The organism is Bifidobacterium callimiconis (assembly GCF_003952005.1).
GTDB classification, from domain to species: domain Bacteria; phylum Actinomycetota; class Actinomycetes; order Actinomycetales; family Bifidobacteriaceae; genus Galliscardovia; species Galliscardovia callimiconis.
In genome coordinates this window covers 88,613-106,676 of the sequence record NZ_QXGJ01000003.1, presented here as the reverse complement: position 1 = coordinate 106,676, position 18,064 = coordinate 88,613, and the positions used below count along the sequence as shown (strand labels likewise).

Here is an 18,064-nt window from a genome sequence, read left to right as displayed (position 1 = left end):
CCACGCCATCGTCGCCCATGTGCGGACCCGGCCGCAAGAGCGGCCGGCCAATGTGGTCGAACGTGGGAAACGCCTGAAATCACAACGAAAACTGCTACGCCGAGCCCGTGAGGTATGGTGGAATCTATGGCTGAATCGGGAAAGAACTTCGTACAACTGCACAACCATACGCATTACTCGCTGCTCGACGGTGCGTCGAAGATCCCGAATCTAGTGAACCGGGTCAAGGAACTCGGCATGCCGGCCGTGGGCATCACCGACCACGGCAACATGCACGGCGCATACGAGATGTGGAGCACCGCGGTGAAGGCCGGCGTCAAGCCGATCATCGGCATCGAGGCGTACGTGACGCCTGAGACCGCTCGTCAGGACAAGTCCCGCGTGCACTGGGGCACCGAGGCGCAGCGACGCGACGACGTCTCCGGCGGCGGTCTGATCACCCACCTGACCATGTGGGCGGAAACCGACGAGGGACTGGTGAACCTCACCAAGGCCAGCTCCGTGGCCAACCTCGAAGGCCGCGTGATGCGCTACCCGCGTATGGACAAGGAGGTGCTCTCCACCTATTCGAAAGGCGTGATCGCATCCTCCGGCTGCCCGTCCGGCATCATCCAGACCAGGCTGCGACTCGGCCAGTTCGACGAGGCCCTGCGCGCCGCCGGCGAGATGCAGGACATCTTCGGCCGCGACAACTTCTACATCGAACTCATGGACCACGGTCTGAAGATCGAAACGCAGGTGACCAAGGACCTGCTGACCATCGCGAAGAAGCTGAACGCGCCGCTGCTCGCCACCAACGACTCCCATTACGTGCTCGAAGAGGACCGCGGAGCCCAGGACGCCATGCTATGCATCAACTCCGGCAGCCGGCTCGACGACCCCGACCGCTTCAAGTTCGACGGCTCCGGCTACTACATCAAATCCGCCGAGGAGATGCGCGAACTGTTCAAGGAGCTGCCCGAGGCGTGCGACAACACGCTCGAGATCGCCGAACGCTGCAACGTGATGTTCGACGACAACGAGGACGGCGCGTTCATGCCGCAGTTCGACTGCCCCGAAGGCTGGGACGAGACCTCCCTGTTCCTCAAGAAGGTGGAGGAGGGCCTCGAGAAGCGCTACGAGGGCAACGTGCCCGAACATGTGTCCAAGCAGGCCGACTACGAGTGCGGCGTGATCTGCCAGATGCAGTTCCCCGGCTACTTCCTCGTGGTGTCCGACTACATCAACTGGGCCAAGGAGCACGGCATCATGGTGGGGCCGGGCCGAGGCTCCGCCGCAGGCGCCATGGTGGCCTACGCCATGGGCATCACCGAACTCGACCCGCTCGAGCACGGCCTGATCTTCGAGAGGTTCCTCAACCCGGAACGCGTGTCCCTGCCCGATATCGACGTGGACTTCGACCCCGACGGCCGCATGCGCGTGCTCGACTACGTGGCAGACAAGTACGGCCACGACAAGGTGGCCCAGTGCGTGATCTACGGCACCATCAAAACCAAGCAGGCGCTCAAGGACTCCGCGCGCATTATGGGCTACGAGTTCTCCGTGGGCGAGCGCGTGACCAAGGCGCTGCCTCCGGCCGAGACCGGCGGCAAGGACATCAAGCTGCACGACATCTTCGATCCGAACGCCAAACGCTACGCCGAGGCCCGCGAATACCGCGAACTGTACGAATCCGACCCCGACGTCAAGCGCATCACCGAGGAGGCCATGGGCATCGAGGGCCTGATCCGCCAGACCGGTGTGCACGCCTGCGCCACGATCATGGGATCCGAGCCCATCACCAACACGTCGCCGCTCCTGGAACGCACCGACGGCACCGTGACCACCACGTTCGAATACCACACGTGCGAAACGCTCGGCCTGGTCAAGATGGACTTCCTTGGCCTGTCCAACCTTACGGTGATCCGCGACACGCTGCGCAACGTGGAGAACAACGGCAAGGAGCCGATCGACTACACCAAGATCCCGCTGGACGACGAGGAGACCTACAAGCTGCTCTCCCGCGGCGACACGCTCGGCGTGTTCCAGCTCGATGGCGACGGCATGCGATCGCTGCTGCGCACGCTGAAGCCCACCAACTTCAACGATATCTCCGCACTCATCGCCCTGTACCGACCGGGCCCTATGAGCATGGAGTCGCACACCAACTACGCCAAGCGCAAGAACGGACTGCAGAAGATCGAGCCGATCCACCCCGAACTCGACCAGCCGCTCAAGGAGGTGCTCGACGAGACCTACGGTCTGATCATCTACCAAGAGCAGGTGCAGTCCGCCGCGCGAATCCTCGCCGGCTACTCGCTCGGCAAGGCCGACGTGCTGCGACGAGCCATGGGCAAGAAGAAGCCCGAGGTGCTGGCCAAGGAGAAGGTGCCGTTCTTTGCCGGCATGAAGGAACACGGCTACTCCGAGGAGGCCGCCGAAGCCATCTGGGAGATCCTGGTCCCGTTCTCCGGCTACGCGTTCAACAAGGCGCACTCCGCCGCCTACGGACTGATCTCCTATTGGACCGCCTACCTCAAGACCCACTATCCGGTCGAATTCATGGCCGCCCTGCTGCAGGGCGCGTCCACCAACAAGGACAAGACCGCCCTCTACCTCGGCGAAGCCAGGCGCATGGGCATCCAGGTGCTCTCGCCCGACGTCAACGAATCGGTCTACGAATACTCGGCAGTCGGCGACGTCGTGCGATTCGGCCTGGGCGCCATCCGCAACGTCGGCGAGAACGCCGTCAAGGAGATCATCGAGGAACGCAACAGCCCGCGCGGCAAGTACGTGAACTTCATGGACTACATCAAACGCGTGCCGCTCGCCGCCCTCAACCGCAGACTCGTCGAATCGCTGATCAAAGCCGGCGCGTTCGACTCCATCGACCCGAACCGCCGCGCGCTCTTCCAGATCCACGAGACGGCCATCAACCAGATCGTGCCGCTCAAACGCAAGGAGGCCGAAGGACAGTTCGACCTGTTCGCCGACCTCGACGGGGGAGACGACGGCACCGACGACGCGATGGGCGACGCCGACGTGCAGATCCCCGACGTGGAGGAATGGGACAAGAAGACCAAGCTCAACTTCGAACGCGAAATGCTCGGCCTCTACGTCTCCGACCACCCGCTCAGCGGCATGAGCGCCGTGCTCGCCGGCCTGCGCGACATGTCCATCGCCCACCTGATCGACCGCGCCAAAACCATGCCCGACCGTGAGCAGGTGGCGCTCGCCGGCCTGATCACCGGCGTCGACCGACGCGTGTCGAAGAAGGGCAACCCGTGGGCGATCGTCACGATCGAGGATCTGGAAAGCTCCATCCAATGCATGTTCTTCGGCAAGGCGTACGAGTCGGCCGCCGCCGAAATGGCCCTCGACACCGTGGTGCGCATCCGCGGTCAGGTGGAGGTGCGCGACGAGACCGTATCATTGCGCGCCACCGAAATGGAGGTGCCCACGCTCGAGGCGGAGGACGAGCGTTCGCTGGTGATCATGCTGCCCGAGGCGGCCATCGATCATGCCCATGTGGAGCGTCTGGCGGGAATCCTGCACCAGCATCCCGGCTACTGCGAGGTGAAGCTCGCTGTCGTGGACGCCAAGGGCGGGGTGACGATGCTGACGCTCGGTGACGGGTTCCGCGTCAAGCGCGACACGTCGCTGTTCGGCGAGATCAAGACCGTGTTCGGTCCGGCCTGTCTGGCCGCCGCCTGACACATCGCCGCCCGACGGTCCGCCGTCGTATGGGCATATCACATGGTTACAATGGCGCACATGCGTGAAGAGGAAACCATGGAAAACACTGTACGAAACGATGCCGTGACGACCGTGACGGCATCGGACGGCGATGTCGACGCGGTCGGCGGCGCCCCTGCGGACGATCATGTGAAGACCGTCGCCGATCTGTTCGTCGAATGCCTGGTCAACGAGGGCGTCGAGGTGATCTACGGCATCCCCGGCGAGGAGAACATCCCGCTCATGGAGGCCATCGAGCGTGACGGACGCATCCGGTTCGTGCTCACCCGCCACGAGCAGGGCGCCGGATTCATGGCCGCTACGTACGGCCACCTGACCGGCAAGCCCGGCGTGTGCCTAGCCACGCTCGGCCCTGGCGCGCTGAACCTCACCCTGCCGGTGGCGCAGGCGAACGCCAGCACCACGCCACTCGTGGCGATCTGCGCGCAGGGCAGCGTGGGCCGCCTGTACAAGGAGTCGCATCAGATCGTCGACTTGGTGTCGGTGTTCAAGCCACTAACCCAGTGGTCGTCGATGATCATGACGCCGGAATCCACGCCCGAGATGATCCGCAAGGCGTTCTCCCTCTCGCAGCACAACCGTCCGGGCGCCACCTGCCTGGTCCTGCCGGAGGACATCGCGGAGATGCCCGCCCCGGCCGGCGCCAAGCCGCTGCCGCTGCCTAGGCCCACCCATCTCATGCCGGCCGACGACACCATCGACGAGGCCGTGGCGCTGATCCGCGAGGCGAAGCGTCCGGTCATCCTGGCCGGCAACGGCGTCACCCGCGCCCACGCGCAGGACCGTCTGCGCGAACTGGCGGAACTGCTCAACGTACCGGTCGCCACCACGTTCGAAGGCAAGGGCGTGTTCTCCGACAAGCTGCCCAACGCGCTTGGTGTGGTCGGCTTCATGCACAAGGACTACGAGAACTTCGCGTTCGACACGGCCGATCTGATCATCGCCGTCGGATTCTCGATCCAGCAGTTCGACCCGAAGAAGATCAACCCGAACGACGACAAGACCATCATCCACATCAACACGTTCGTGGAGGATACGGACGCGCACTATTCGACCGCACTCAACATCATGGCTGACATCGACCAGACGCTCGCCGTGCTGATCGGCCGACTGCGGTGGGAGGGCATCACGTTCGGCGACTCGCATCCGGCGATCCGTGAACTGCTCAACCGTGAATACACGTCCTGCGCCGCCGACGATTCGTTCCCGATGAAGCCGCAGCGCATCGTGTACGACACGCGCAGCGCGGTGGAGGACGACGACGTGGTACTCGTCGACACGGGTGCGCTCAAGATGTGGATGGCGCGACTGTACCCCACGTACAAGTCCAACACCTGCGTGATCGACAATTCGCTGTCCACCATGGCGTGGACGCTGCCGGGTGCGGTGGCCGCGTCCATGGCCAATCCGGGCCGTCCCGTACTCGCTGTGATGGGCGACGGCAGCTTCATGATGAACGTGCAGGAGATCGAGACGGCCGTGCGCTGCGGCTGTCGCATGGTGATCCTGGTGTGGGTGGATGAGGCGTACGGTCTGATCAAGTGGAAGATGGACATCCACGACGGCAGCCACGAGTACGTGGACTTCAACAATCCCGACGTGGTGGCGCTCGGCGCGAGCTTCGGTGCGAAGGGTCATGAGATCGAAAGTGCCGAAGAGCTCTATCCGGTGCTGCGTCACGCGCTGCGTTCCGGCAGCGGCGTGGACATCATCGCCTGCCCGGTGGACTATCGCGAGAACATGCGACTCATCGAAAAGCTCGGCGACATCGACTTCTCCGGCTGATTCTTCGTCCGATTCCGCGGCTGAGACACGTTCCGCCGCTTCTCCATCCTCGGGTCTACGATGGTCCGGTTGACTGCACGAACGGGCCATACGGATGATACGGACGAGGAAGGAGCGGTGGCGAATGAGCGCTGACGGTGTCGAAACGAAGACGGGCGGCAGGGTCGTCGGACGGGCGTTCCGTGCGGCGTTCCCACTGACCGTGCCGATCGCCGCGGGATTCCTGTTCCTCGGCTGCTCATATGGATTGCTCATGCACGCCAAGGGATTCGCGTTCCTCTACCCGGTGTGCATGGCGTACTTCATCTTCGCCGGCTCGATGGAATTCGTCACTGTGAACCTGCTGCTCAGCGCGTTCAATCCGATCGTCGCGTTCATGTTGTCGCTCATGGTCAACGCGCGACACCTGTTCTATGGTCTGTCGATGCTCGGCAAGTACAAGAACATGGGATGGAAGAAGCCGTATCTGATCTTCGCGATGTGCGACGAGAGCTTTGCCATCAATTCGAGCGCGAAGATCCCGGCAGACGTGGACCGCGGATGGTTCATGTTGTTCGTGAACCTGCTCAACCGGTGGTATTGGATCGCCGGCACGGCGCTCGGCTGGCTGGTCGGCGGACTGCTGCCGATCAGCACGCGCGGCATCGAGTTCGTGCTCACCGCGCTGTTCCTGGTGATCTTCCTCGATCAGTGGATGGGCACAAAGGGCGCAATGCGCGCCCACATGCCTGCGATGATCGGCGTGCTCGCGTCGGCCGTGTGCCTGGCGCTGCTTGGCCCGGACAATTTCATGATTCCGTCCCTGGTCTCCATGCTCGTGCTGTTCGTGGTGCTGCGGCCGTGGCTGGATGAGCTCAAGACCGGCGACGGTGTGAATCATGACAATCCCGACCATGGCAATCCTGCCGATGACAATGTGGAGGTGACGGCATGACCATGACCATATGGCAGAGCGTGATCACCATCGCCGTGGTGGCGATCGGTACGATGATCACCCGATTCCTGCCGTTCATCGTCTTCCCCGAGTCCAAGCAGCCGCCGCGTTTCATCGAGTATCTGGGACGCGTTCTGCCCTTCGCCATGACTGGTCTGCTCGTCGTGTACTCGCTCAAGGACGTGTCGCCCATGACCGGCAGCCACGGGATCCCCGAGCTCATCGCCATGGCCGTGATCGTGGCCCTGCACGCGTGGAAGCGCAATATGCTGCTTTCGATCGCCGGCGGCACCATCCTTTACATGGTTCTCGTCCAGCTCGTCTTTGTATAGGCGGTGAAGGCCCACGCAGCTTATTATCGAGTCAGGAAATTCTCGACTAACGCGATCATGGTGTCTTTCTCCGTTGGGGCGGATAGGGCGATCATCAATGTCATGGCGGTGAGAGCATTGCCTTCCACCAGAAGTTTGTCGCCATCCCGTAGGATGCCGTTCCGGTCGAGGAAGTAGATGAACAGTGCGGCGGCACAACGTTTGTTGCCGTCCGAGAATGGATGGTCCTTGACGATCTGATACAGCAGGTTCGCCGCTTTGCATTGCATTGACCGGTACAGTTCTTCTCCGGAGAATGTTTGATACAGTCCGGTGACGATACCCTGGAACGAGCCGTTGCGCTCACGGCCGAACAGATCGGACTGCGTATAGAACGGCATTGATCTAACGAATGACATGGCATCCTCATAGGTGAGACGCCAATGGGATTCATCGCCCTTGGGGGAGAGAATCTCCCCGGTGTCATATTCGTTGAGCAGTTCAAGACTGGGCAGATACTGATTGAGGATTTCCGCGGTCCCGGCGATTTCCGGTTCGCTGGAGCGTTGCAGTACCTTGACCACGGTTCGAAGCGCGTCGAGACGCTGCCGATTGATGGTGTAGCCTTCGATCAGGTGCTGTTTGAGTACAGAATTCGCCCAGCGACGGAAATACACGCCCTCCTTCGACTTCACGCGGTATCCGACGGAAAGGATCATGTCGAGGTTATAGTGCGCGACCTGCCTTTCCACGATTCTGTCTCCTTCGTTGTGAACTAGTGCAAAATTTGCACTAGTTGGAAGGCCTTGCAATTCCTCGGTTTGTGCGTTTTTGATATGTCGTCGGATGGTCGTCACGTCGCGTCCGAACAGCAGCGCCATCTGCTGTTGCGTCAGCCATACGGTATCTTGATCGACTTTCACGTCAAGGTGCACGGTGTGATCCGCGCTTTCGTAGAGTTCGATCTGCTGCTTCAGCTCCTCGGTGGTCATGAATTGCTCCTTCGCATGGTTCTCCTAGACGCTGCCGGCTCCCGTTTTGGCCTTCCGTGGCGGTAACGCAAGCGGTATCCGGCGGCGATACGTATATAGAATATGTGTTCTATAGAATATCAGATATTTTGTTCTCTGTCGAACTAATGTACTAAATAGTATTTTGTCCTATTGCGGCGATTCGTCAACCCGGCCATTGTCTGTCGGGTTAGTGGGAAAGTTGTTCGCCTGTCGATAAATCGGCCCGAAACGGGAAATCCGACGGACATAAACTTCCTTGCGACGTTATTGTTAGCGGTCACTGGAAAAAGAGGCGAAGTATGAGCAGTGGCAAGTCGATGTTGGTCAGCGAAATGGTGGGGGAGTTCATCGAGCCGAATCCGCATCTGAGGGTGGAGGCGTTCGACGGATCCGCATTCGGTCCGGAGGATGCCGATCTGGTGGTCAAGGTCACCTCGCCGAACGCCATCTACCAGCTGCTGATGCACCCCAACGAGATCGGTGCCGTACGCGCCTACGTGCTCGGCGACTTCGACATCAAGGGCATCGATTACGCCGACCCGTACCCCGAACTGCGCAAGCTGCTGTCCCTCGCCCCCTACGTGAAGAAGCCCACGCCGGCCGCCGTGGCCAAGGTCGCCGCGGCCATCCTGTCCCACGGTCTGCACCGCCCGCCAGTGCCCCAGACCGAAGGCCCGTCCAAGTTCGCGCGCATCAAGTCCGGCCTCCTGCCGCATACCGAGAAGGCGGACTCCGAAACCGTGAGCTACCACTACGACCAGTCCAACGAGTTCTACGCCGACTTCCTCGGCCCCTCCATGACCTACACATGCGCCGTGTTCGACAACGAGAACATGAGCCTCGAGGACGCGCAGGCCAACAAGCTGCGCCTCATCCTCGACAAGCTGGGCCTCAAGCCCGGCGAGCGCCTGCTCGACATCGGCTGCGGCTGGGGTTCCATGGTCATCACTGCCGCCCGCCGCGGCATCAAGGCGCTCGGCGTCACCCTGTCCAAGGAACAGGCCGCCTACGCGCAGGAATGGATCCGCCGCGAAGGACTCGAGGACCTGGCCGAGGTGCGCGTGCAGGACTACCGCGACGTGCCCGAACACGACTTCGATGGCATCTGCTCGATCGGCATGATGGAGCACGTGGGCGTGAAGAACTACCAGAGCTACTTCGAGGAGATGTTCCGCCTACTCAAGCCCATGGGCCGCCTGCTCAACCACCAGATCACCATCAGCCACGACCGTCCGGACGGCAAGCCCGGCACCGACGAATTCCTCGACCGCTACATCTTCCCCGACGGCGACCTCGGCGCCCCCGGATTCATCGAATCGTGCATCCATGACGCCGGATTCAACGTGGTGCATCAGGAGAACCTGCGCCAGCATTACGCGCTCACCCTGCACCACTGGAACCACAACCTCTCCGAGCACTGGGACGATGCCGTCAGGCAGGTCGGCTTCGAACGCGCCAAGGTGTGGGGCCTGTACATGGCCGCATGCTCGCTCAACTTTGAGATCGACGGCATCCAGATCCACCAGTTCCTCGCCGTCCGTCCCGACCGCGTGGGCCATCCCGACGGCAAGTGGTACCCCCTGCGCCAGTGGTGGAAGGCGTGACGGTCTGATTGGGAAGCTTAGGTTCTTCCTTGCTTAAGCTCGCTATTGCGATGAATCTGGTGGCTCCCCTCAGTCACACGTTGCGTGACAGCTCCCCTCAGAGAGGGGAGCCATAGATCTCGTCCCCAGAAGTTCGGCTCCCCTCTCTGAGGGGAGCTGTCTGTGCAGCAGACTGAGGGGAGCGAGTGCCCCGACGGCTATTGGGGAACTAATCCTCCTCGTGCCAGTGGGGGTTCTGGCCGAAGGTGTAGCCCTCGGGATTGTCCATCGCGGCGATGTCCCTCATATCCTGCTCGTCAAGCTCAAAGCCGGTCAGATCGAGGTTCGCACGCTGACGCTCGCGGTTCATCGACTTCGGAATCGCCACATCACCCAGCTGCAGATGCCAGCGCAGGATCACGGCAACGGGGGAGACGCCGTGCTTCTCGGCGATGCGCGTGATATCCGGGTCCTTCAGCATCTGGTTGGCGCGTCCCAGCGGGCTCCACGCCTCGGTGATGATGCCGTGCGCGTCGTCGTAGGCGCGCTGCTCGCGCTGCTGGAAGAACGGATGCAGCTCCACCTGATTGACGGCCGGGGTGACGCCCGTGGCGCGAATCAGCAGATCGATATGCCCGGGCAGGAAGTTGCTCACGCCGATGTGCTTCACGATGCCCTGCTTCTGCGCGTCGACCAGCGCCTGCCACGCCTCCACGAACTGTCCCTGTGACGGGTTCGGCCAGTGGATCAGATACAGGTCGATGTAGTCGAGGCCCATGCGCGCCACCGACTCCTCGATGGTCGCGCGTGCCTGATCGTACTGATGATGACGTCCGGGCAGCTTCGACGCGACGATGATGTTCTCGCGCGGCACCTCGGATTCGCGGATCGCCTTGCCGACCACGCCCTCGTTCTCGTAGTTGAACGCCGAGTCGATCAGACGATAGCCGACCTCGAGTGCCGACTTGATCGCCTCCACGCCCGCGAATCCATTGACCTTGTATGTGCCGAATCCGATGGCCGGCAGCTCCAGTCCGTCATGTGCCCTGCGCGCGGGAATCGCCGGCGGCTCCATCAATGCCATGATCGCTCCTTCGAATAGTGATAGATGGTGATGTACCGCGTTTGTGTATCGGTACACCTCACCTTGTACTCTACGCCTGCGAGGAACCAGACCCGAAACACTCCGGAAAATCCGGTTTCTCCGAACTGTGAGACGATCGGCGGAAAAGTGCGGTTTTCGTCACAACCGGTTTCTACCATCGGGAACATGGCAGAGAATATTATGCGAATCATCGACCTTCGTGGTCAGAAACTGTCCCGTGCCGAGCTGCTGGCCGCGATGCCGCGCGCCGCCATGGGCACCTCCGAGGCCACCGATCTGGTGCGCCCGATCCTCGACGACGTCAAGGAGCGCGGTGCCGCCGCCCTGCGTGACTTCGAGGAGAAGTTCGACCACGTGCGTCCCGCCAACCTGCGTGTACCCAAGGAGGCCATCCAGGCCGCGCTGACGACGCTCGACCCCGAAGTGCGTGCCGCCATCGAGGAGTCCGTGCGCCGTGCCCGCGCCGTGGCCGCCAATCAGGTGCCCAAGGACTTCCACACCGATCTCGCCCCCGGCGCCCGCGTGGCCGAACGCTGGATCCCGATCCAGCGCGTGGGCCTGTACGTGCCCGGCGGCAAGGCCGTGTACCCGAGCTCGGTGATCATGAACGCCGTGCCGGCACAGGCCGCTGGCGTCGAATCGCTCGCCATCGCCACCCCGCCGGCCCGTGACAACGAGGAGGGTCTGCCGAACAAGACCATCCTCGCCACCTGCGCCATCCTCGGCGTGGACGAGGTGTACGCCGTCGGCGGCGCCCAGGCCATCGCCATGTTCGCTTACGGCGCCAAGGGCTCCGAGCCGCAGGACGGCGACGTGCTGTGCGATCCGGTCGACAAGATCACCGGCCCTGGCAACATCTTCGTGGCCACCGCCAAGTCCCTCGTCTCCGCCTTCGTGGGCATCGACGCGGTCGCCGGCCCCACCGAGATCGGCATCATCGCCGACAAGGACGCCAACCCGAGCCTGCTGGCCGCCGACCTCATCGGTCAGGCCGAGCACGACGAGCTCGCCGGCTCCGTGCTGTTCACCGACTCCGAGGAGCTCGCCGCCAAGGTGCAGGAGAACCTCAACTACCGCGTGCCGCGCACCGAGCACGCCGAACGCGTGCACACGTCCCTGTCCGGCACCCAGTCCGCCATCGTGCTCACCGACGGACTCGATCAGTCCATCGACGCCGCCAACGCGTACGCCGCCGAACACCTTGAGATCCAGACCGCCAACGCGGACGAGGTCGTCAAGCGCATCAAGAACGCCGGCGCCATCTTCCGCGGACCGTACTCGCCGGTCCCGCTGGGCGACTACATGTCCGGCTCCAACCACGTGCTGCCCACCGGCGGTACCGCCCGCTTCGCCGCCGGCCTCGGCGTGCACACCTTCATGAAGCCGGTCGAGGTCATCGAATACGACGAGGAGGGCCTCAAGGAGCTCGCCGCGCGCATCAACGCCTTCGCCGTCTCCGAGGATCTGCCCGCCCACGGCGAATGCGTGCTCAGCCGCTTCGTCAAGGACCCGTACGATAAGGTGACTCTGGACGCCCAGGAGAAGGAAGCAGGACTCAAATGAGCATTCCGGCAAACCTGCCGCTGCGCAACGATCTGAAGGGGGAGGAGCCGTACGGCGCCCCCCAGCTCGACGTTCCCGTCTGCCTCAACGTGAATGAGAACCCGTACCCGCCGGCACCCGACGTGGTTGACACCATCGCCCAGCGCGTGCGCGAGATCGCCCCCACGCTCAACCGCTATCCGGATCGCGAGCACATCGCCCTGCGCAAGGCGTTCAGCGACTACCTCGCCAAGGAGTCCGGCACCCGTCTCGCCGTCGAACAGCTGTGGGGCGCCAACGGCTCCAACGAGATCATGCTGCAGCTGTTCCAGGCGTTCGGCGGACCGGGCCGCAAGGCACTGAGCTTCACGCCCACCTACTCCATGTACCCGGAGTACGCGCGCGACACGTTCACCGAATGGGTCACCGTGCCGCGCAACGACGACTTCACGATCGACATGGACGCCGCCATCGAGGCCATCCGGACCGTCAAGCCCGCCATGGTGCTCGTCACCAGCCCGAACAACCCCACCGGCACGCCGCTGCCGATGGACCAGACCAAGGCCCTGCTCGCCGCATGCGAACAGGCTGACGTCGACGGTGCGGACGAGGGCGTGCACCCGATCCTCGTGGTGGATGAGGCCTACGTGGAGTTCCGCACGCCCGGCGTGCCCTCCGCCGTCAGTCTGGTCAACGAGCATCCGAACCTGGCCGTCAGCCGCACTATGAGCAAGGCGTTCGCCTACGCCGGCGCGCGCGTCGGCTACATCGCCGCCAATCAGGGCATCATCGACTCCATGCGCATCGTGCGCATGCCGTACCACCTGAGCGCCGTCACCCAGGCCGCCGCACTGGCCGCACTGGAGCACACCGACGAACAGCTCAGCACGGTCGCCCACCTGCGCGAGACCCGCGAGGCCACCGCCGAATGGCTCGCCTCGCTCACCTACAAGGGCCGCAACCTGACCGTGGCGCACTCGGAATCGAACTTCGTGTACTTCGGCACGTTCGATGACCGCGACTTCATCTTCAACGAGTTGCTCAAGCGCGGCGTGCTCATCCGCGACGTCGGCCACGAAGGCTGGCTGCGCGTGTGCATGGGCACCGACGAGGAGATGGCCGCGTTCCGCAAGGCGTTCCTCGAAGTGCTCGACGAGGCCCAGAAGGCCTGAAAGGAGTCATCACTCATGGCAAGAACCGCCACGATCAAACGTGAGACCAGCGAATCCCGCATCGAGCTGTCGCTGAATCTCGACGGCACCGGAAAGACCAACATCGACACCTCCGTGCCCTTCTACAACCATATGATGACCGCGCTCGGCAAGCATTCGCTCATCGACCTCGACATCAAGGCCCACGGCGACACCGACATCGACGTGCACCACACCGTCGAGGACACGGCCATCGTGTTCGGCGAGGCCCTGAAGCAGGCGCTCGGCGACAAGCGCGGCATTCGTCGATTCGCCGACGCCACCGTGCCGCTCGACGAGGCGCTGGCCAAGGCCGTGATCGACATCTCGGGCCGTCCGTACGCCGTGTGCACCGGCGAACCGGAAGGTTTTGAATACGCGATGATCGGCGGCCACTTCACCGGCTCCATGGTCCGTCATGTCATGGAATCCATCGCGTTCCACGCCGGACTGTGCCTGCACCTGCAGCTGATTGCCGGCCGCGACCCGCACCACATCGCCGAAGCCGAATTCAAGGCCGTGGCACGCGCCCTGCGCTTCGCCATCGAACCGGATCCGCGCATCCAGGGGCTCATCCCCAGCACCAAGGGGTCGCTATGAGCGACGAGACCACCCCGAACACGCCGAACGACAACGCCGGCGACGACCAGAACGCGAATCGCGATCCCGACTCGCTGAGCGACGAGGAGATCAACGCCGCGCTGGCCGGATTCGAGGACGAGCTGAACGGTCTGGGCAATGACATCGGCGACTTCGACGACGAGCTCCAGGGACTGCTGGGCAACAAGGCCAAGGCCGCGGTGCTCATCACCCAGCTGAGCGCGCCCGACCTGCTCGCCGCGTTCTGCCAGCTCTCCGACATCTCCGCGCACTGCGTGGGATCGGACCAGGGCGCCATCGCCGTATTGCGCAACATGGACGGTGACGGCCCCGAAACCGCGGCACGCGACCTGACCACCGTGGTCTCCGGACTGTCGGTGGTGTTGGCCGTCAACCGCGCCGACAAGCTCGAGGCCACGCTGTGGGTGAACGGCAAGCCCGGCAACCAGTTCGCGCCGCCCGTGCTGTTCATGTCCACGCCGTCGTTCGTGGAGGATCTGCTCATCGGCACCAGCAGCATCGACGACGTTCGCGCCGCCGGCTACCAGATCGTCGACGCGGGCGACTATGACCGTGCGACCGCGCTGCAGGTGATCGCCAAGCACACGAAATTCGGTCGCGGCGGATCCACTCGAAACTCCAGCGTGAAATAAGCACGCCACGACGTACGGGATCCGATGGGAAAGCCATCGGATCCCGACAATGCTGCAATGCAGAAAGGCTTGAAATGACATCGGTTGTTGTCTTCGACTACGGATTCGGCAACGTGCGCTCCATGGTGCGTGCTCTGGCGAACCTCGACATCGACGTGACCCTGACCAGCGACTACAAGCAGGCCATGGAGGCCGACGGCCTCGTGGTGCCTGGCGTGGGTGCGTTCGCCGCCTGCGTGGAGGGACTCAAGACCGTGGGCGGCGACCGTGTGGTGCGTGAACGCCTCGAGGCCGGCCGTCCCGTGCTCGGCGTATGCGTGGGCCTGCAGGTCATGTTCGAAAGCGGCGTCGAAGGCGGCACCCCCGCCGACGGCCTCGGCTACATCGGGGGAGTGGTGGAATCGCTCGATGCCGACGTGGTGCCGCATATGGGCTGGAACACCGTGGACGCCGCAGAAGGTTCGACGCTGCTGCACGGACTGGAGAACGAACGCTTCTACTTCGTCCACTCCTACGCCGTGTCCCACCCCACACCCGATGGCGTGAACGCCTCGGTGATCGCCGGAAACCCGGATACGAAGTTCACGTGGTGCGAGTACGGCCGCAGCCGTTTCGTCGCCGCCGTGGAGAAGGGCGCGCTCAGTGCCACCCAGTTCCATCCGGAGAAGTCCGCCGACGCGGGCGCCCAGCTGCTGCGCAACTGGATCGCCACCTTCTGACCCATCACCATGGCCTTCCCCTTGAGGGGAAGGTGGCCGGCATTAGCCGGTCGGATGAGGTGCCCGACACGACGCGTTCCATAATCGCCACGCCCGTTGCCACCTCCATCACCATCATCCTCATCATCTCCGATGAAAGGAAACCATCATGCTTACCCTTCTTCCCGCCGTCGACGTGCGTGACGGCAAGGCCGTGCGCCTGCGTCAGGGCGAATCCGGCTCCGAAACCGACTACGGCAGCCCGCTCGAGGCAGCCCGCACCTGGGTCGAATCCGGTGCGAAGTGGATCCACCTCGTAGACCTCGACGCCGCATTCGGCACCGGCAACAACCGTGAACAGCTGCGCGGCATCGTCGGCGAGCTCGGCGACAAGGTGAACATCGAAATGAGCGGCGGCGTGCGTGACGACGCCTCGCTGGATGCCGCCCTCGAGGCCGGTGCAGCCCGCGTGAACATCGGCACCGCCGCGCTGGAGAACCCGGAGTGGACCGCCGAAGTCATCAGGAAGTACGGCGACCGTGTGGCCGTCGGCCTCGACGTGCGCGGCCACACGCTGGCCGCCCGCGGCTGGGTCAAGGAAGGCGGCGACCTGTTCGAGACCATGAAGTTCCTCGACTCGGTCGGCTGCTCCCGCTACGTGGTCACTGACGTGGCTCGCGACGGCATGATGAGCGGTCCGAACATCGAACTGCTGCGCGAGGTGGCCGAACGCACCGACGCCAAGGTGACCGCCTCCGGTGGCATCTCCAGCCTCGACGACCTGCGTGCCATCAAGACGCTCGACGCTCTGGGCGTCGACTCCGCCATCCTCGGCAAGTCCCTCTACGCCCGCGCCTTCACCCTGGAGGAAGCCCTCGAAGTCGCCAACGCGTAACAGGGCGACAGAGGATCCGGAATCGGGGGATTGGAATCGCCTGCGGCGATACAGTGCTGTGTTTCGCTACCGCGAAACGGGTCACCTCATCCGACCGGCTACGCCGGTCACCTTCCCCTCAAGGGGAAGGCGACATAATGCCTTTCAGCTGAACCGGCAACCAGCCGGCTTCCCCTTGAGGGGAAGCTGTCGGCGCAGCCGACTGATGAGGTGACCAGTCGACGACAGTCGACACGACACGGCATCGCCGCGGGCGATTCCTATATTCGCCAGCTCACATACAAACAGGGGTGGTGCAGGCTCGCATGAGCCGCACCACCCCGTTCGCTATCTAGGCCCTTACCACCTCAGTCTCGGCGATGTCGCCATCCCTCCGCTACTTCGCGCAGGGCAGATGGCCGGACTTGATCGCGGCCATGAAGACCTTGTAGTCCTCCTCGTTCTGATCGGCGTACTCCTTGGCGAACGTGATGATCGCGTCGTCGAAGTTCGTCTCTTCACCCATATAGCCGTCGATGGCGATGGCGTCACCGGTGCGCGCATGCGCGTGGGCCAGCGCCCAGGCACTCATACGGGCCGTGTTGATGATGCCCTCCTTGCCGGCATTGTCCAAGTCGATCGAACCCTTGCCGTTCCACAGCTGACGCACGTAATAGTCCTTGCGCAGGCCATCGCGCGTAGTCATACTCGTCCAGCCGAGCAGCACGTCCGCCGTGGTCTGGATCAGCTTCTGCCCCTGCACCACGCGCTCGCCATGCGTGGCATACCGGCTCGTGCCCACGAACCGTTCCAGCACCGAGGCCTCCGCCTCCTTGATCTGCAGCACCAGCGCATCGTCCACGTCGCGGCCACTGAGCAACAGCACCCACACGCGCGTGCCCACGGAACCCACGCCCACCACCTTGCGGGCGGCGTCATGATAACGGTGATACGAGTCCAGCACGCGCAGACGATCGTGATACAGGTTCTCACGATACCCCTCGAACAACGTCTTGATCGTCTCGTCCAACGGACCCTCATGATCGTATCCGGTGAGCTTGTCGATCGGCACGAGCTCCGGCGGCATCCAACGGAATCTCGGCTCGCCGTTCTTCATGTACGCGAACTTCTGCGCCGCATGGTTCGAATCCATCGACACGGCCTTGACCACCGTGCGGCGCAGCGTCTTACTGGGCATGCCGTTGCGTTCGAAGTCCTGAATCGTCTTGGCCACATCCAGATGCGCATACCAGATGTCCAGATTGTCCATCTGCGCGAACTCGTGCATCGCCTCATGGTAGGCGCGCACGCACTCCGACACCGCACGACGTCTCGTCTCCGTATCGAATCCACGATCGCGCGCGCAGATCTCCACGCTCGTCACCAAGCGTTTCACATCCCACTCCCACGGACCGGGCAGCGTCTCGTCGAAATCGTTCACGTCGAACACCAGATGCTGGGTAGGGGACATGAAGATGCCGAAATTCGCGATATGCGCGTCGCCCACGCACTGCACGGGAATACCGCTGATCGGCGTCGTCGCCAGATCCGAAGCCATGATCAGCGCCGTACCACGGTAGAACGTGAACGGCGAAACGCTCATCCGCGCGTAGCGCAGCGGAATCAACTCCTGCACACGTGCCGCCGACTGCTCCTCCAGCAGCTCGATCTTCTCCTCACGGCCGGGCTTCACCGTCCACGCGGCGTGCGACGAACGAGGCGCGTTCTTGCGCGCCGCCACGCCCGCGGCCCGCCGATCCTCCGGATTATCGGCCTGATGCCAGTCGAGAACTATCGGCGGTTGTGCCTGTGTGCCAGTCGAATCGGCCATGAGCGGTATTATCCCCAATCTTCCACATCGAAACAGCGAAACAATTCCTCCACTACAATACGCGCCCGATCCTCCCCACAACGTCGGTTTGCCGATCGTTGAGTAATTTTTCCTTCCCGCATACGGAATTCAGCCGCCGTTCACACGACGATGTGACGAAGTTCATAGTCGATCTGATGAACACCGACCGTATTCTCATCATGTGGTCGA

14 protein-coding genes are annotated in these 18,064 nt (G+C 63.1%); 11 read left to right on the top strand and 3 right to left on the bottom strand.

What is annotated here, in order from left to right:
* Window positions 1–126: 126 nt before the first annotated feature.
* The 4 genes from dnaE (at window position 127) to D2E23_RS03905 (ending at window position 6,786) form a co-directional block, all read left to right on the top strand.
* Entirely contained in the window at window positions 127–3,693 is a 3,567-nt protein-coding gene (gene dnaE, locus D2E23_RS03920) for a DNA polymerase III subunit alpha (RefSeq protein ID WP_164520658.1), read from the top strand.
* A 78-nt stretch (window positions 3,694–3,771) separates the two neighbouring features.
* The gene (locus D2E23_RS03915; RefSeq protein WP_126029690.1) at window positions 3,772–5,520 is read left to right on the top strand and encodes an acetolactate synthase large subunit; all 1,749 of its coding nucleotides are present in this window, start codon (window positions 3,772–3,774) and stop codon (window positions 5,518–5,520) included.
* Window positions 5,521–5,644: 124 nt separating this feature from the next.
* Window positions 5,645–6,454 carry an AzlC family ABC transporter permease gene (locus D2E23_RS03910; protein WP_126029689.1) on the top strand — a complete coding sequence of 270 codons (810 nt, stop codon included), beginning with the start codon at window positions 5,645–5,647 and terminating at the stop codon, window positions 6,452–6,454.
* Window positions 6,451–6,786 (top strand): branched-chain amino acid transporter permease, encoded by a 336-nt coding sequence (locus tag D2E23_RS03905; protein WP_126029688.1) that lies wholly within the window; start codon window positions 6,451–6,453, stop codon window positions 6,784–6,786. Before D2E23_RS03910 ends, D2E23_RS03905 begins: the two co-directional genes overlap by 4 nt.
* A gap of 23 nt (window positions 6,787–6,809) precedes the next feature.
* Here the strand turns inward: D2E23_RS03905 and D2E23_RS03900 are convergent, their stop codons facing one another.
* Window positions 6,810–7,757 carry a virulence RhuM family protein/type II toxin-antitoxin system death-on-curing family toxin gene (locus D2E23_RS03900; protein ID WP_126029687.1) on the bottom strand — a complete coding sequence of 316 codons (948 nt, stop codon included), beginning with the start codon at window positions 7,755–7,757 and terminating at the stop codon, window positions 6,810–6,812.
* Window positions 7,758–8,077: 320 nt separating this feature from the next.
* On the opposite strand from D2E23_RS03900, the gene D2E23_RS03895 reads away from it, so the two are divergent.
* Window positions 8,078–9,382, top strand: coding sequence for a class I SAM-dependent methyltransferase (locus D2E23_RS03895; RefSeq protein ID WP_126029686.1), 1,305 nt, complete (start codon window positions 8,078–8,080; stop codon window positions 9,380–9,382).
* Between the two features lie 208 nt (window positions 9,383–9,590).
* Here the strand turns inward: D2E23_RS03895 and D2E23_RS03890 are convergent, their stop codons facing one another.
* Window positions 9,591–10,439 (bottom strand): aldo/keto reductase, encoded by an 849-nt coding sequence (locus tag D2E23_RS03890; RefSeq protein WP_126029836.1) that lies wholly within the window; start codon window positions 10,437–10,439, stop codon window positions 9,591–9,593.
* 192 nt (window positions 10,440–10,631) lie between these two features.
* Between D2E23_RS03890 and hisD the strand changes: the two genes are divergently transcribed.
* The 6 genes from hisD to priA all read left to right on the top strand — a co-directional run bounded on the left by hisD (window position 10,632) and on the right by priA (window position 16,044).
* Window positions 10,632–12,029: a histidinol dehydrogenase gene (hisD, locus tag D2E23_RS03885; protein WP_164520657.1), complete on the top strand. Its 1,398-nt coding sequence runs from the start codon at window positions 10,632–10,634 to the stop codon at window positions 12,027–12,029.
* Window positions 12,026–13,180 carry a histidinol-phosphate transaminase gene (locus tag D2E23_RS03880; protein ID WP_126029685.1) on the top strand — a complete coding sequence of 385 codons (1,155 nt, stop codon included), beginning with the start codon at window positions 12,026–12,028 and terminating at the stop codon, window positions 13,178–13,180. The genes hisD and D2E23_RS03880 overlap by 4 nt, the downstream gene beginning before the upstream one ends.
* A gap of 15 nt (window positions 13,181–13,195) precedes the next feature.
* Window positions 13,196–13,798, top strand: a complete 603-nt coding sequence (gene hisB / locus D2E23_RS03875) for an imidazoleglycerol-phosphate dehydratase HisB (protein WP_126029684.1) — start codon at window positions 13,196–13,198, stop codon at window positions 13,796–13,798.
* Complete coding sequence (locus D2E23_RS03870; protein ID WP_240541498.1) at window positions 13,795–14,451, top strand: hypothetical protein; 657 nt, start codon at window positions 13,795–13,797, stop codon at window positions 14,449–14,451. Before hisB ends, D2E23_RS03870 begins: the two co-directional genes overlap by 4 nt.
* A gap of 74 nt (window positions 14,452–14,525) precedes the next feature.
* Window positions 14,526–15,170: an imidazole glycerol phosphate synthase subunit HisH gene (gene hisH, locus D2E23_RS03865; RefSeq protein WP_126029683.1), complete on the top strand. Its 645-nt coding sequence runs from the start codon at window positions 14,526–14,528 to the stop codon at window positions 15,168–15,170.
* Window positions 15,171–15,315: 145 nt separating this feature from the next.
* On the top strand, window positions 15,316–16,044 hold the full coding sequence (priA, locus tag D2E23_RS03860; RefSeq protein ID WP_093960110.1) for a bifunctional 1-(5-phosphoribosyl)-5-((5-phosphoribosylamino)methylideneamino)imidazole-4-carboxamide isomerase/phosphoribosylanthranilate isomerase PriA: 729 nt from the start codon (window positions 15,316–15,318) through the stop codon (window positions 16,042–16,044).
* Between the two features lie 376 nt (window positions 16,045–16,420).
* Here priA and D2E23_RS03855 read toward each other — a convergent pair whose 3' ends face one another.
* A complete protein-coding gene (locus D2E23_RS03855; RefSeq protein WP_126029682.1) occupies window positions 16,421–17,854 on the bottom strand; it encodes a DUF2252 domain-containing protein in 1,434 nt (477 codons plus the stop codon).
* Between the last annotated feature and the right edge of the window lie 210 nt (window positions 17,855–18,064).